The sequence below is a fragment of the Marinobacter litoralis genome, assembly GCF_016427555.1.
GTDB classification, from domain to species: domain Bacteria; phylum Pseudomonadota; class Gammaproteobacteria; order Pseudomonadales; family Oleiphilaceae; genus Marinobacter; species Marinobacter litoralis_A.
Window position 1 is genome coordinate 48,515 of record NZ_JAELVS010000003.1, and the last position, 14,117, is coordinate 62,631.

Genomic DNA, 14,117 nt, shown 5'->3' on the forward strand with positions numbered 1-14,117 from the left:
GTTTAATGCAAGGCCGCAGCCTGACGTTCCCGGATCTGCTCCGGTGTCACCTCCGCGTCCAGGCCACCGAAGTGTTGCAGAACGAAGGTGGCCAGGGCCGACAGCTCATAATCGTTGTAAATGGTTCCGAAATCCGGCATCCGGTGGTTCACCGGCAGCGAGGACGCCGGATTGCCTTCCATCAGTATACCCATCAGATTCCGCGCCTTCGGATCGTGAACCGTTTTCAGGCCCGCCAGGGTCGCAGCCGGCGACTGGTTACCCTCTCCGTTCCACTGATGACAGCTGGCACAGGCCTCGGCAAACACCTTGCTGCCCAGCCCGGGCTGCTCCGGTGCCGCCAATGTGTCTGCCAGGGGCGTCGGCCGGGGCAAGCCGGTGGCCTGTGGCTCGGTCTGTTTCAGATAGGTCGCTATCGCCCGCAGATCCCGGTCGTTCAGGTGCCGCAGGCTCAGATCGACGACCTCTGCCATGGGGCCGCCGGCAACGCCCAGGCCCTCGGCATAGCCCTGCCTGAAATAGTTCACCAGCTGCTCTTCTGTCCAGGTGCCAATGCCATGGGAATCGCTACCGCTGATGTTGTACGCACGCCAGCCTCCCAGGTCGGCCCCGGCCAGGCGCTCGCTGCTATCCATGGCCTGAAACAGATTTCTCGGTGTATGGCACTCCCCGCAGTGTCCGGGGCCTGTGACCAGATAGGCACCCCGGTTCCAGTCCTCACTGCGATCCGGGTCGGGCTCAAAGCGGCCTTCGTCCAGAAAGAGCAGATTCCAGAAATACAGCCCCCAGCGCTGATTGAAGGGGAACGCGATATCGTTCTCCGGGGCAGACTGCTCTACCGGGTCCAGACTGAACAGATAGGCCTTGATGGCCAGAATATCCTCGCGCGGCATTTTGGTGTACGACGTATAGGGAAAGGCGGGGTAGTAATGATCGCCCTCCGGGCCAATACCCTCTTGCAGGGCTTTGACAAACTGCTCATCGCTCCAGCCGCCGATACCGGTTTCCCGGTCTGGCGTGATGTTGGGCGAATACAGCGTGCCAAACGGCAGTTCGAAGGCCAACCCGCCGGCATAGGGTTCCTTGCCGGGCGCAGTGTGGCAAGCCACGCAGTCGGCCGCCTTGGCCAGGTATTTGCCTTTTTCAAGCATCGCCGCATCTTCACTTGCCAGGGACATCCCGGCTCCGGTCATCAGATACGCGAGCAAACCATAAACCAGCGTTCTCACAGCGCCTCCCTTAAACAATGTAATAGCCTGAACGAGTCAGCGGTAACTGGCGCACACGATCACCGAATGCGGCATGAACGGCGTTGACCAGCGCCGGACCAATCAGCGCAGTACCTGCTTCACCCACGCCTCCCGGCGCCTCCGCGCTGGGCATGACATCCACTTCAACCGAGGGCGCTTCGCCCATGCGCAGCTGGCGATACTCGTGGAAGTTTTCCTGCTGGACTTGCCCCTGCTCGATCTCGATTTCATTGAACAGCGCCGCCGACAACCCGAACAGGGTGCCGCCTTCCATTTGCGCTTTCACAGAGGTGGGATTGGTCACCAGGCCACAATCCACCACCGTCACCAGGCGGTCTATGCGGATGCCCTTGTCGCCCACCGCCGACAGCTCCACTACTGTCGCCACCACACTGCCAAACACTTCACCGACCGCCAGGCCGCGCCCTCGGCCCTCGGGCAGCGGGTCGCCCCAGTTGCTCTGCTCAGCCAGCCGTTCCAGTGCCGCCACTACCCTGGGGCGATGCTGGAGCAGTGTTTTGCGGTACGTCAGCGGGTCGATCCCGGCGTTGTGAGCCAGCTCATCGATGAAGCATTCGACGGCATAAATGCCCCGCAACACCCCCACTCCTCGCCACCAGGAGATGGGCACCACCTCCGGCTCCTCCCGAATATAATGGACCTTGAGATCATCCAGGTGGTACACCGGGTCCACCGCGATTTCAACGGCATCGAAATCCACACCATTGTCTGGCAAGCCACCGAGGTAGCGCGCAATAATCGAACCTCCGGCAATGCGATGGCGCCATCCCGCCGGATATCCATCGTCCCCGATGGCGGCGGTCATGCGGTCAACGTACCGGGGACGGTACATATCGTGGGTCATGTCTTCTTCCCGGCTCCAGGTCAGCTTGACCGGATAATCCACCTTGCTGGCAATCTGGACGGCCTGGGTGATGAAATCAAAATCCAGCCGGCGCCCGAACGCACCACCAATCCACTGGTTATGGATCCGGATCTGCTCCGGGCTGAGCCCGGTGATCGACGCGGCGGTTTGCTGTGCCAGGCCGGGCACCTGGGTACCCACCCAGAGATCGCAACCGTCCGCCTGCACATGGGCCACGCAGGTCATCGGCTCAAGCGGGGAATGGGACAGAAACGGCTGTTCATAAACGGCCTCAAATTGCGTCGCTGCCGTATCCAGTGACTGGTCAATGTTGCCGTTCTCGGCCGCCACCACCCCATCACGGCGGCTGGCCTCGTGCAGTTTCTCACCAACCCGGGCGGAATTAAGTTCACGGTTGGCGCCGTAGTCCCACTCAATGTCCAGGGCCTTGAGAGCCTCAAAACACGCCCAGGTATTCGTGGCCGTAACGGCTACTGCATTCTCCAGAACCACAACGTCCTTTACCCCGGGAATCGCCCGCGCTGCGCGATCAGAAACCTGGCGCACAGTACCGCCGTAGACCGGGCAGGCCCGGGCCGAGGTGATCAGCATGCCCGGAACATCCAGATCAATGGTGAATTTCGCCTCACCATTCACTTTCGCGGGGGTATCCAGACGTTGGGCCGGAGTTCCGATCAGCCGGAACGCCTCCGGCTGCTTGAGTTCCACGGTCTCGGGCAGGGGATAAGTCGCAGCCAGATCTACCAGTTTTCCATAACCGAGCGCCTGACCATCCGGCCCGAGCACCTGACCGTCCCGGGCCTGGCACTGCCCCGCCTCAACCTTCCAGACCGAGGCAGCGGCCTCAACCAGCAACATTCGTGCAGTCGCTCCGGCCCGCCGCAAAGGCTCCCAGGTATAGCGGGTCGAGGTTGAGCCTCCCGTAGCCTGAAACTGCAGCAACGTGTCGGTATAGAGGTCGGCATCGGGTGGTGCCTCCTGCAGGTCAATCTGGTCAAGCCCGACTTCCAGCTCCTCGGCGACCATCATGGCAATGCCGGTGTGAATCCCCTGCCCCATCTCGATCTTGGGTGAGATCACCGCAACCCGGCCATCATGACCGACCCGAACAAAGGCACCGAAACCTTCGGCAAAGCGGTCTCCCAGGGCACCCTTTTGGGTGGCGACGGCCGCTGCGGCGGCACTTTTGGGCGCAAAGGGTGGCAGCCAGGCGCCTACCATAAGCCCGCCCATGGCCGCGGTGCTGCCTTTCAGAAACTGCCGGCGGGATGCGCTTTCCTGTGTCAGATGGTTATCGCTCATGGTTGCCAGACTCCTACACTCTCGCTGACGTCCTGAATGGCACTGCGAATCCGGGTGTACGTGGCGCAACGGCAGATGTTGCCCGCCATCGCCTGGTCAATCGCGTGATCGTCGATGCGGTTGTTGTTGGCCAGCAACGCCACCGCGGACATAATCTGGCCAGACTGGCAATACCCGCACTGGGCAACCTCATGATCGAGCCAGGCACGCTGGACCTTTTGCGCCAGCGGTTGCTCGCCGATGGCCTCAATGGTGGTGATCTCGCGGCCCGAGACATCGCCCACCGGCAACACACAGGAACGGATAGGCTGGCCATCCATATGGACCGTACAGGCGCCACACTGGGCAATCCCGCAGCCGAACTTGGTACCCGTCAGTTTGAGAATGTCCCGCAACACCCAGAGCAATGGCATGTCGCCGGGCACATCCACAACATGAGTCTGATTGTTTACTTTCACCGTCTGCATGGTGCCCTCTTGTCCCCATTAAATCTAAAAGATATCAAACCGATAGATTAGACCGGTCGTATAGTGCCGTCAAGAAACAGCTCAAGATAAGGTCCTAACATCACGTTAAATGATGAACGTCAACAACAGCAGAGAAATGAACAACCCGATAATGGCGGCTACGGGCGACGACCCTTGCCGAGCTTGCGAGGGATTAGCCAAACAGCGCTTCAACGCTTTTAAAAAGCGCTTTGGGGTGTAGATATTTTTCTTATAGTTTGTCCGAAAAAATCTGAGCGTAGCCTCTGGCATGCTCCTCCGATCAAACCGATACCAGAGCTTTAATACACCCAGCAAGTCTCTCTTGCGTGCCCAGCTTCCGATAGAACGAGGGAGCAGATACAGAGGAAGAGCAGATCCAAAATCGATTATTTTGGGATCCCCGGAAGTCGAGCACAATACGTTACCAGAATTACCCAGGTCCAGATGGACAATGCCGTACCGGTGCAACTGCTGCACAGATGCGTATAGCTTCACGAAGAAATCTTCAGGAATCGCTGATTGTCTGAAGGCATCTTTCAAACCGATGCCATCGATATATCGATATGTGATCGTCCACGGATCGTCAGAACAACGGCTTGCCAAACTGGGGGTGAACGCGGTTCCATCCGCCCTGATGAGCATTCGGTATTCATGATTCGCCAACAGACGAAAATACCATGATAAAGGAAACACTCCGTTAGGGTATTTCTTCATCACTCGCTTATCACCATTCTGGCTGTGAATCACTGCAGTGACGGGCTTATACCAGCGCCTGGGAAACCTCCCCTCTTCCTCACCAGCTTGGTTACGCAAATCAATACACTCTAGAAGGTCAGTACTATGAATACTCATCGGTCATTTCCTTAACGGACGTGAACGCCAACGATGCAGCAGATGAGAGGCTAAAATTCAAACTATTGAACGTGCCGATCTACTATTGTTGATTGATTATCAAGGAATGATTTTCATATGAATAATTACTGCGCTATATGCCTACCATCACCTGAAATGATGAATTTTGCTGAAAGTATGATTTCGCCCTCTTCGTACATCGAGACTTAAAACAACCAAATCCCCTTCCGATTCGGAAGAGGATTTGCGTGGGACATTGTTTAAAGCTGTTCAGTAACCCTTTCTCTGGAGAGGGAATCGGAATGGGACTCAACAGTCGGATAGTCGGTATATCCTTTATCAGTTCCACCGTACATCGTTGTCGGATCTACATCGTTCCAGGGCAAGCCCTTCCGAATTCGATCAGGTAGATCAGGATTCGCTATGAACGGTTTACCAAAAGCGAACAGATCACCATAACCTGCCTCAAGCATGCGAATTGCTTTTTCAGGCGTGTAACGGCCAGCAAAAATCAAAACACCGCTGAACGCGTTTCGCAGAGCCACGCAGAAACTTTCCGGAAGCTCTGGTGCGTTGTCCCAATCCGCTTCGGCAATAGAGATATAGGCCACCCCCCGCTTCTCCAGAAGCTTTGCAGCCTCCAGATAAGTTTCATGCGGGTCTGATTCAACCAGCCCCAGATATACTCGTTCCTCCTCGGTACTCTCGAACAATGGAGCAAAACGCACCCCAAGGCGCTCCGCACCTACCTCTGCAGAAATAGCAGACACGATTTCCTCAAGAAACCGGAGTCTGTTTTTCAGGCTTCCGCCGTACTGGTCGGTCCGGTGATTTGAATGCTCCGAGATAAACTGATTGACCAGATAACCATTAGCACTATGAATTTCTACCCCATCAAAACCGGCCTCAACAGCGTTACGAGCTGCACGCGCATACATAGCAACTAATTCCTGCACCTCCGCCGTGGTTAACTCACGAGGCTCGTCAGGATCTGCCAACGCGCCCGTCCCAGGCCCTGTTTCAACAAAAACTTTTACGCCTTCGGCGCGAATCGCGGATGGGGCAACAGGTGCCTGCCCATCAGGCTGCAGCGAACGATGGGAAACCCGTCCTACGTGCCACAATTGACAAAAAATTGTCCCACCCTGACTATGAACAGCGCGGGTCACTTTTTTCCAGCCCTCGATCTGCTCTGCGGTAAAGATACCTGGAGTCCAGGCATAGCCTTGACCTCGCGGCTCAATCTGCACACCTTCGGTTATCATGAAACCGGCCGTGGCTCGCTGAGCGTAGTAGGTGGCCATAAGATCATTTGGAATATTTCCGGGCTGCGTACTTCTTGATCGCGTCAAAGGGGGCAAAACAATACGGTTTTTCAGATTTAAACGGCCCAATTTCACCGACTCAAAAAGATTACTTACATTCATCACTTTAATTCCTTTCAGATAGGTCTCTAATGTTGCTTTGTGGTCTCTCTAAAAGCCCCTAGAACAGGCCGTACGTGGACTCATTCAAGCTGATGATTATGTTTTTCTTTTCGGTATAGCTATCGAGCATCATCTTGTGAGTTTCGCGGCCAATACCAGATTTTTTATATCCACCAAAGGGTGCGTGCGCGGGCAATTCGTGATAAGTGTTGACCCACATCCGTCCAGTTTTAATTGCACGAGCTACTCGCAGGGCCCGATTGATGTCCTGAGTCCAGACGGCCCCGGCCAAGCCATAATCGGATTCATTCGCCAACGCGATAACATCAGCTTCATCCTCAAATGGCATAACCACCAACACTGGGCCGAAAATCTCTTCCTGAGCCACTGACATATCGTTTGATACATCCGTAATGATGGTCGGCGCGATAAAACTTCCGCGGCCCAGCGCCCCACCGGTCAAGCGCTTTCCACCGGTAAGAACATTGAGGCCTTCCTGCGCCGCTAAGTCGACATACCCCAGAATCCTCGCCATCTGCTGTTCACTGACCTGGCTTCCCATTTGGGTTTGAGGATCCAAAGGATCTCCTACTCTGATTTGTTCAAAACGCTCTTTTAGCGCTCCAATGAATTTTTCAAAGATGGAGTGATGAACGAATAAACGGGCCCCGGCCTCACAGACCTCTCCCTGATTGAGAAGAATTGAGAGAGCAGCTCCCTCCAGGGCTTTCTCCAGGTTGGCATCGGGAAACACGATGTTGGCTGATTTACCGCCCAACTCCAGAGTGGCCGGGATCAGCTTTTCTGCCGCAGCCTTCGCCACACGGTACCCAACCGCCGTCGATCCCGTAAAAGCAAGTTTATCCACGTCTGGGTGATCAAGAAGAGCTTGTCCCGCTTCTGCACCCTGACCGGTAACAATATTTACGACTCCTGGTGGCAGTACATCATTGAGAATTTCACCCAATGTAAGAAGGGTTATAGACGTCATCTCGGATGGCTTGATGACAACAGTGTTGCCAGCTGCAAGCGCGGGCGCTAATTTCCAGGCTGCCATCAATAGCGGAAAGTTCCAGGGAATGATTTGGCCAACCACACCAACAGGTTCATTTAAAACCAGGCTCAATGTGTGGTTATCGAGCTGCACAGCTTCATCGCTGTGAGAACGAATCACACCGGCAAAATACCGAAAATGATCAATCGCCAGGGGGACGTCAATCTGTCTGGTTTCTCGGACCGGCTTGCCATTGTCAAGCGTCTCAAGGATTGCAAACTCTTCTGCTCGCGCTTCGAGTCTGCTCGCAATTGTAAGCAACGCCTGTTGACGCTCCTGGGGAGATGTTTGCCCCCAAACAGCCAGCGCTTTACGCGCTGATTTCACTGCAGCATCAACATCTTCTTTGTTGGCCATCGGTATGTTGGTCAACACGGCGCCTGTAGCCGGGTTAATCGAAGGAGAAGAACGTCCGGACAGACTTGTCACCCATCGCCCGCCAATGAACATCTTATAGTCGGCCTTTATTGACCGTTGAACTAGTTCGCTATTAGTACTATGACTCATGAAATGCTCTCACCTTATCGCTGCATAGGATCAACGCGTCACCCACAACAGACCGATGTCTAGATTCCAGGCCGCTGGGTGGCGAGTCATGACAAGAGCATGCTATGCGGATAAAATAACAAATAGAAACAGTATTTGTTGGTTAGAGATACAATTATGAGTGATATTAGCCGAGTCGATCTGAAGCAGCTGCGAGTGTTCAAAATTCTGTTAAAAGAGAGGAGTGTCACACGAGCCGCGAGTCAGATGGGCATGACCCAACAAGCCGTCAGCGCTCAGCTCAGCAAACTCAGAGATGCCTTTCAGGATCGACTGTTTATACGATCCGGACAAGGGGTCATACCCACGCCACTTGCTGAACAGCTAGAACCACGAGTTAACGCTGTTTTCGAGAGTATTGATCGTTTGATGGCGCCTGACGACTTCAATCCGACCACTGTGGAAGCGACCTACGTGATCTCAGCGACGGATTACGCTGTAGCGGTTGTATTGCCAAGACTGATGATGAAGTTACGAAAGCTGGCACCGGGATTGAAGTTAATCGTGCGAGATTTTGAAAGTGATCGACTCTATGCGTTACTGGCATCGGGAGACGTGGACCTCGCGCTGACTTTTCCGGCATTTGTTCCTGAAAGCTGTCAGACACAATGGCTTTTTTCAGAACACCATGTCTGCGTAACCCGAAAAGATTCTCCCTTGCTCGCCCGGCGACTTACGATAGGTGACGTTGCCGGACTGCCCCAACTCATTGTCTCTCCGACACGAGCCAACCTGATCGGCTCAGCCGATGAGTGGTTTGCCAGTAATGGCTATAAACGCAATGTCGTTATGTCTGTCCCAAGCTTCTCTGCCGCACCGGTTTGCGTGGCATCAACCGACTGCATCGCATTCCTACCATCACGGATTTTGCCAAACCCACTGGTGAAAGAGATCGAGCTCGACCAATCGCCTCCGTGTTTCGATGTGATCGCAGCCTGGCATTCTCGTTCCAGTCAAGATCCTCTTCACAGATGGATACTGACCCTGCTTCAGCAAGAATTTCCAAGCAACTAGGCAAAAAAAAAAGCCGCCTCAACATCAGTGTGCTGGGCGGCAAAGAGACAACGGTGCACATTACCTAATGCTAACCGAGCCTCAGACGCAACATCTCTCAATTAATCGTGACGACTAATCGTCACGACAACTTTCACCACTCAACAACGATCTTGCCAAAATGACCGCCATTTTGTTGAACGGTAAATGCCTCCACTAATTGGTCTAGATGAAAACTTTGATCTATAACCGGCCGCAGATTATTTTGCTCAAGGGCCGCAATATAGTCCTGTTGCTGACGCCGATTACCGACAATCAAACCCTGAAGCCGCGCCTGCTTCGCCATGAGCAACCCCGTAGGAACTTGGCCCTCACGACCGGTTAAAACACCAATCAAGGCTATGTGGCCGCCTACACGAACCGCCTGAAAAGATTGACTGAGAGTGCCAGGCCCACCTACCTCAACAACATGGTCGACACCTCTACCCTCGGTTAGAGAGAGAACCTCATGCCCCCAATCCGGACAATGTCGATAGTTTATGGTGTGATCCGCTCCGAGTTTTCGGGCCCTTGCGAGCTTTGCATCTGACGAGGAGGTAACAATGACCCTGGCCCCCATTGCTTTGGCAAGTTGCAGAGCCGCGATTGAGACCCCGCCGGTTCCCAGCACCAAAACGCTTTGCCCAGCCTTCAAGTTGCCCTCTACAACCAAAGCGCGCCACGCTGTTAATCCCGCAGTAGTGATAGTCGCCGCTTCCGCATGACTCCACCCAGTAGGAGCGTGAGTAAAATCAGTGGCTGCGCGAACCGCGTACTCTGCAGCAAAGCCATCGACGCCATCGCCCGGGGTTTCTGCAAAATTTCCAACTCTGTCGTAGGCTTGCCCGTCCTGCCACTGAGGGAAAAAACCGGAAACAACATGATCACCTATCTGGAACTCTGTGACGCCTTCACCGACAGCCTCAACAACGCCGGCCCCGTCTGACATTAAAACCCGACCGTCTTCCGTCGGGATACTACCATTCGCCACCAACAGGTCATGGTAATTCAGAGAGGTGGCACGTATTGCAACCCGTACCTGCCCCGGTCCCGGCTGCCCCGGGTCTGGAGTGTCTCTTACCTCCAGCGAATCAAGCCCACCTGGAGCACGAAGAGTGACTGTTTTCATAGCATTTTCTCCAAAATAAGTAGACCGGTCGTATAGTTTCAGTTCAAAAAAAGTCAGGTTTGGCCCAGTAACACCTTGGTCGCTTCCAAAGCGGACTCCATCGGCTCCCGGTCACGGGTGATCTTGCCACGCAGACTGGCGCCTAACCAAAGCTGATAAAGAGTAGTAGCCGTTCCTCTGGGGTTAAGTGTGGCTGGCAGAGACCCATCCGAGATTCCTTCCTCGACGGTTTGCGCCAGTCTGGCAATAACCCGGCCAGTCTCTCTGGCTAATACGCTGCGCATGGCTTCCGATAAATCGCAAACTTCGGCTGCAAGCTTAACCGTTAAACACTTGCCTTTGGGGTCACACGTGGATTGCGTTTCTAACCAGGATTCCCAATAACTCAGAAGACGCTCAGCCCCCGACATGCCGGGGCGGGACAACAACGAATCCAGGGAACTCTGGTATTCAGAAAAATAGCTTTTCAGTAGCTCCTCACCAAAAGCCTCTTTAGACCCAAAGTAGTGATAGAAAGACCCTTTGGGAACACCAGAGGCTTTCAAAATTTCATTTAATCCGACAGCACTGAAGCCCTTACCACTGATGATGACTTCTGCCGTTTTAAGAACGTGCTTTCGCACATCGTGAGAAACTGTTTTTGATTCCATGGGGCGATTTTAGGCCGCACTAGACCAATTGTCTAGTGGTCAATAGATCATACTTCACCAAGAGCCAGTCACTCTATCCAGCCTCTTTACCGCGACCCTGAATGGTCGCCTCTGAACTCAGCATTTGCCAGAATTAGACCAGTCGTCTATAGTGCGCAACATTAAGACCTTAATACATTCCAAGCCCAGCCTTACTAGCGAAGTAATCCGGGCACACCAAAAACGGAAGGAAATTATGATTATTGTTCATCATCTAAATGACTCACGCTCGCAGAGGATTCTCTGGCTGCTCGAAGAGCTGGGCCTCGAATACGATATTAAACGCTACAAAAGAGACCCTGATACCCACTTGGCACCACAGGAATTATTCCAGATCCACGCATTAGGCAAATCTCCCGTCATTGAAGACCGGCAAACCATCATCCATGAATCTGGTGCGATTATTGACTACCTCCTCCGGCACTATGACGGGGCTGATCTGCAGCCGCCCCGCATCACCAAGGAATATGATCAATACGTGCAATGGCTTCACTATGCCGAAGGATCAGCAATGCTTCCTTTACTCCTGAAAATTTACGTTGATCCTCTTGGCAACAATGGCGCCCCCCTCCACCCGCGGATCAATAGCGAGTTGGACAACCATCTGGGCTTTATCGAAAATTCACTGAAAGGACAAAGCTATCTGGTGAACGACACATTTAGTGCCGCCGACATTCAGATGAGCTTTATTGGTGAGGTTGCCAAGTCGTTTCAATTACTGAGCCAGCGCCCCAATCTGCAAGCCTGGCTTGAACGACTTCACTCCAGACCTGCTTATCAATCGGCTATTGCCAGGGGTGGCGTATACAAGTTGGCGTAATGTTCTGATGCCTCGAGCACAAACGTTATTCCCGTTACCAGTTGAGAAAGGGCGGTCCTAAGGACCGCCCTGATCAATCAAACAGTCTTCCGGCAAACATGGCTCTAATCGATAGAATGCTTTGACTATGCAATCGCTTTGGAGGTGAGGCGACTGCATGGGGACTTGGTCATGATGTCATGCCAGCGCTCTTGAAGAAGTCTTTCAACGTGGGTTCGCAACCAGACAATACCGGGATCACGATCGTGCCGAGCATGCCAGATTAGATACAGGCTGGTGGGATCAACGCTGAAAGGAAGCTCACCCATCCACAACCCGTTCACAAAACCGCAATCCTGACTGATCAACTCGGGTACTGCCGCAATCAAGTCTGACGCTCGCAATATCTTCGGTACAATCGAAAAATGGTTTACCGTCGATGCTATACGCCTGCTATGTCCCTTCTGATCCAGATAACTATCGACGAACCCGTGCGCATCCCCTGACATTGTTACAAGCAGGTGACGGGCGCTCAGAAACTCATCCATGGTAATTGGTCTTCCGGCAAGCGGATGGTCTGCACGCATAGCGAGCAAATACCCACCTTCGAATAACCACGTACTCCGTAGACTATGGTCGTGCTGAGTCAGAACACCTACAGCCAGATCAACATGAGCTTCCCTGAGATCATGGTGCGTTCCCTCCGGCGTGTACGGAACGGCATGGACGTCCACTCCCGGCGCCTCACGCTCAAGCAGTTCAATCAACTGAGGCCAGACCAACTCCACGAACATATCCGTTACTGCAATTCGGAACCTGCGTTTCGAGGTTTCTGGATCAAACTGTGTCGCACTAACCGCGTTGGTGAGAGCAAACATAGGATCGCTAACCTGGTCCCAGAGACTCAAGGCATAGGAGGTTGGCTCGATGTTCCTGCCCTTGCGTACAAATATCGGGTCGTTCCAAATCTGGCGCATTCTGGAAATAGCATTGGACACCGCCGGCTGTGTCATCGCGAGACGATCGGCCGCGCGAGTCACTGAACGCTCTGTCATGATGGCATCGAACACGTACAACAGTTGAAGTTCTTGGGTTTTCATCAGTCTTTTCCCGAGACGCAAAAAAGCCTCCCAAGCAAGAGGCTTGTGCTATGCACTTATAAGTTACCTTTAACAAAGGCTCTCAATTCACTCAAACTTCCAGCACCAGTTTTCTGTGCAATCACACCGCCCTCATTAAAAAGAGCAAGAGTCGGAATGCTCCGAATACGCATCTTGGCAGCAATCTCCGGACTCTCGTCCACGTTCACTTTGACGATGGTTAACTGATCGCCCAGCTCATCAGCAATTTCCTTCAGCATCGGCGTAACTGTTTTGCAGGGGCCGCACCACGGGGCCCAAAAATCCACCAAGACTGGCCGATCACTCTGGACCACGGATTGCTCAAAGTTCACGTCTGTTACGTGAATAATTTGACTCATTAGATAGTCTCCTTGTTGGAAGCGTCTGATCGTAAGAATGTGAGCTTGGAACAATAAAAACTAATTGCGGGGCCATATAGATCCTATTTCTCAGGATGATGAGTGCCTTAACGCTTACAGGCGTTTACTAAAGACCAGGCCGCCCCAAGCGAGCGTGCGGTTCCCGGTACCGCTCTTAATCTCGGAGCTCTGCACTCGCAGTACGTAACTCAACTCTATACCAGCCAGGAAACCGTGGGTATAACCAGCCCAGACCTCTGCCAAAAGAATGTTCAAATCATCGGCATTCAGCTCATGCTCCGAATCCCGAAACTGTCCCTGCAAGAACGCGTTATAGGCGCGAGCTTTGACTGACATTCCGCCCCAAAAATAATTCTCCCGTCCACCAGGTACCGACACCCCGGGTGCGCGCTCACCGTAAGCCATCAATTCGGGGTTAAACCGGTTATCGGGTGATGAGATCAGACCGCCCCTGAAAACCAGGGCCGCGCCGAATTCAGTGAGGTACCCGGCTGAACCGAAATACGTCACTTTGAACTGCTGATTCGGCTGACTCGCATCCAGGTATTGATGGTATGCAGCGGAATACCGGAAAGTCAGCTCTCCGCCGTTGGAAATCTGGTGGCCCCAACCATTAGCACGGTCGCTACCGACGATCTTGTGAACCGCATTCTGGCCGGATTTGAAAATATCCAGCCCCAGCACGCCTACGGTCATCGATGTTGTCCAGCCCGATTTTGCGCTCAGTGCCTGATAGCTCTGGCTCGACGACAGGTAAACAAGACTGCTGTACGGGCGATCGTTCCGGTCAATGGCCGACTCTTTGATCTCCTCGGGCGTGAAGCCATAAACCCCAAACTCGAGCGCCGCGCTTTTTGGCTTTTCACCCTTGCCCCCCAGGTATGGCAGGACATACCCGTCCAGCCCCTGACTGAAACTCGAAACCGGGTTGTTTACGAATGCCTCTGAATTCGAGGAATAAGTAATGGCCACGCCAGCAGTGTAATCCCGATCTGTCTGCGCTGGAGCGAAGAGATCGTTATCCGTAGACAAAGCCATCACCGAGTCTGAGGACTCGGCATGCGCGGTAAATGCCAGCAGGGAGACCGCGAGCATCGGAACTAGAAAACGAGAATTCATAGCCAACTCCGAAAAGTGTGTCGGTAAAGTTGGCGCTATTTTT

General features: G+C 53.6%; 13 protein-coding genes. 2 read left to right on the forward strand and 11 right to left on the reverse strand.

Annotated elements, in window-relative coordinates:
• Window positions 1-2: 2 nt before the first annotated feature.
• The 6 genes from JAO79_RS10340 to JAO79_RS10365 form a co-directional block, all read right to left on the reverse strand.
• Window positions 3-1,193, reverse strand: a complete 1,191-nt coding sequence (locus JAO79_RS10340) for a cytochrome c (protein WP_227664569.1) — start codon at window positions 1,191-1,193, stop codon at window positions 3-5.
• A 46-nt stretch (window positions 1,194-1,239) separates the two neighbouring features.
• The gene (locus tag JAO79_RS10345; RefSeq protein WP_199007190.1) at window positions 1,240-3,438 is read right to left on the reverse strand and encodes a xanthine dehydrogenase family protein molybdopterin-binding subunit; all 2,199 of its coding nucleotides are present in this window, start codon (window positions 3,436-3,438) and stop codon (window positions 1,240-1,242) included.
• Window positions 3,435-3,905, reverse strand: a complete 471-nt coding sequence (locus tag JAO79_RS10350; RefSeq protein WP_199007191.1) for a (2Fe-2S)-binding protein — start codon at window positions 3,903-3,905, stop codon at window positions 3,435-3,437. The genes JAO79_RS10345 and JAO79_RS10350 overlap by 4 nt, the downstream gene beginning before the upstream one ends.
• 105 nt (window positions 3,906-4,010) lie before the next feature.
• Window positions 4,011-4,778 (reverse strand): hypothetical protein, encoded by a 768-nt coding sequence (locus JAO79_RS10355; protein ID WP_199007192.1) that lies wholly within the window; start codon window positions 4,776-4,778, stop codon window positions 4,011-4,013.
• Between the two features lie 260 nt (window positions 4,779-5,038).
• Window positions 5,039-6,205, reverse strand: a complete 1,167-nt coding sequence (locus tag JAO79_RS10360; RefSeq protein ID WP_199007193.1) for an alkene reductase — start codon at window positions 6,203-6,205, stop codon at window positions 5,039-5,041.
• Between the two features lie 58 nt (window positions 6,206-6,263).
• Entirely contained in the window at window positions 6,264-7,766 is a 1,503-nt protein-coding gene (locus JAO79_RS10365; protein WP_199007194.1) for an aldehyde dehydrogenase family protein, read from the reverse strand.
• A gap of 156 nt (window positions 7,767-7,922) precedes the next feature.
• On the opposite strand from JAO79_RS10365, the gene JAO79_RS10370 reads away from it, so the two are divergent.
• On the forward strand, window positions 7,923-8,819 hold the full coding sequence (locus JAO79_RS10370) for a LysR family transcriptional regulator (RefSeq protein ID WP_199007195.1): 897 nt from the start codon (window positions 7,923-7,925) through the stop codon (window positions 8,817-8,819).
• A 133-nt stretch (window positions 8,820-8,952) separates the two neighbouring features.
• Here JAO79_RS10370 and JAO79_RS10375 read toward each other — a convergent pair whose 3' ends face one another.
• Complete coding sequence (locus JAO79_RS10375) at window positions 8,953-9,966, reverse strand: zinc-dependent alcohol dehydrogenase family protein (protein WP_199007196.1); 1,014 nt, start codon at window positions 9,964-9,966, stop codon at window positions 8,953-8,955.
• 53 nt (window positions 9,967-10,019) lie between these two features.
• Window positions 10,020-10,616, reverse strand: a complete 597-nt coding sequence (locus JAO79_RS10380; RefSeq protein ID WP_199007197.1) for a TetR/AcrR family transcriptional regulator — start codon at window positions 10,614-10,616, stop codon at window positions 10,020-10,022.
• Between the two features lie 235 nt (window positions 10,617-10,851).
• Here JAO79_RS10380 and JAO79_RS10385 point away from each other — a divergent pair, with 235 nt between their 5' ends.
• Entirely contained in the window at window positions 10,852-11,475 is a 624-nt protein-coding gene (locus tag JAO79_RS10385) for a glutathione S-transferase (RefSeq protein WP_199007198.1), read from the forward strand.
• Between the two features lie 125 nt (window positions 11,476-11,600).
• Here the strand turns inward: JAO79_RS10385 and JAO79_RS10390 are convergent, their stop codons facing one another.
• The 3 genes from JAO79_RS10390 to JAO79_RS10400 all read right to left on the reverse strand — a co-directional run bounded on the left by JAO79_RS10390 (window position 11,601) and on the right by JAO79_RS10400 (window position 14,074).
• Complete coding sequence (locus JAO79_RS10390) at window positions 11,601-12,554, reverse strand: LysR family transcriptional regulator (protein WP_199007199.1); 954 nt, start codon at window positions 12,552-12,554, stop codon at window positions 11,601-11,603.
• 56 nt (window positions 12,555-12,610) lie between these two features.
• A complete protein-coding gene (trxA, locus tag JAO79_RS10395) occupies window positions 12,611-12,934 on the reverse strand; it encodes a thioredoxin (RefSeq protein ID WP_199007200.1) in 324 nt (107 codons plus the stop codon).
• 114 nt (window positions 12,935-13,048) lie between these two features.
• Window positions 13,049-14,074, reverse strand: a complete 1,026-nt coding sequence (locus JAO79_RS10400; protein WP_199007201.1) for a lipid A deacylase LpxR family protein — start codon at window positions 14,072-14,074, stop codon at window positions 13,049-13,051.
• Window positions 14,075-14,117 lie beyond the last annotated feature (43 nt).

What these genes read in the sequence shown, in the direction of transcription:
- JAO79_RS10370 (WP_199007195.1), top strand. Translation starts at nt 7,923, where the DNA reads ATGAGTGATATTAGCCGAGTCGATCTGAAGCAGCTGCGAGTGTTCAAA.
- JAO79_RS10360 (WP_199007193.1), bottom strand. Translation starts at nt 6,205, where the DNA reads ATGAATGTAAGTAATCTTTTTGAGTCGGTGAAATTGGGCCGTTTAAAT.
- JAO79_RS10345 (WP_199007190.1), bottom strand. Translation starts at nt 3,438, where the DNA reads ATGAGCGATAACCATCTGACACAGGAAAGCGCATCCCGCCGGCAGTTT.
- JAO79_RS10385 (WP_199007198.1), top strand. Translation starts at nt 10,852, where the DNA reads ATGATTATTGTTCATCATCTAAATGACTCACGCTCGCAGAGGATTCTC.
- JAO79_RS10380 (WP_199007197.1), bottom strand. Translation starts at nt 10,616, where the DNA reads ATGGAATCAAAAACAGTTTCTCACGATGTGCGAAAGCACGTTCTTAAA.
- JAO79_RS10400 (WP_199007201.1), bottom strand. Translation starts at nt 14,074, where the DNA reads ATGAATTCTCGTTTTCTAGTTCCGATGCTCGCGGTCTCCCTGCTGGCA.
- JAO79_RS10355 (WP_199007192.1), bottom strand. Translation starts at nt 4,778, where the DNA reads ATGAGTATTCATAGTACTGACCTTCTAGAGTGTATTGATTTGCGTAAC.
- JAO79_RS10340 (WP_227664569.1), bottom strand. Translation starts at nt 1,193, where the DNA reads ATGACCGGAGCCGGGATGTCCCTGGCAAGTGAAGATGCGGCGATGCTT.
- JAO79_RS10365 (WP_199007194.1), bottom strand. Translation starts at nt 7,766, where the DNA reads ATGAGTCATAGTACTAATAGCGAACTAGTTCAACGGTCAATAAAGGCC.
- JAO79_RS10375 (WP_199007196.1), bottom strand. Translation starts at nt 9,966, where the DNA reads ATGAAAACAGTCACTCTTCGTGCTCCAGGTGGGCTTGATTCGCTGGAG.
- trxA (WP_199007200.1), bottom strand. Translation starts at nt 12,934, where the DNA reads ATGAGTCAAATTATTCACGTAACAGACGTGAACTTTGAGCAATCCGTG.
- JAO79_RS10350 (WP_199007191.1), bottom strand. Translation starts at nt 3,905, where the DNA reads ATGCAGACGGTGAAAGTAAACAATCAGACTCATGTTGTGGATGTGCCC.
- JAO79_RS10390 (WP_199007199.1), bottom strand. Translation starts at nt 12,554, where the DNA reads ATGAAAACCCAAGAACTTCAACTGTTGTACGTGTTCGATGCCATCATG.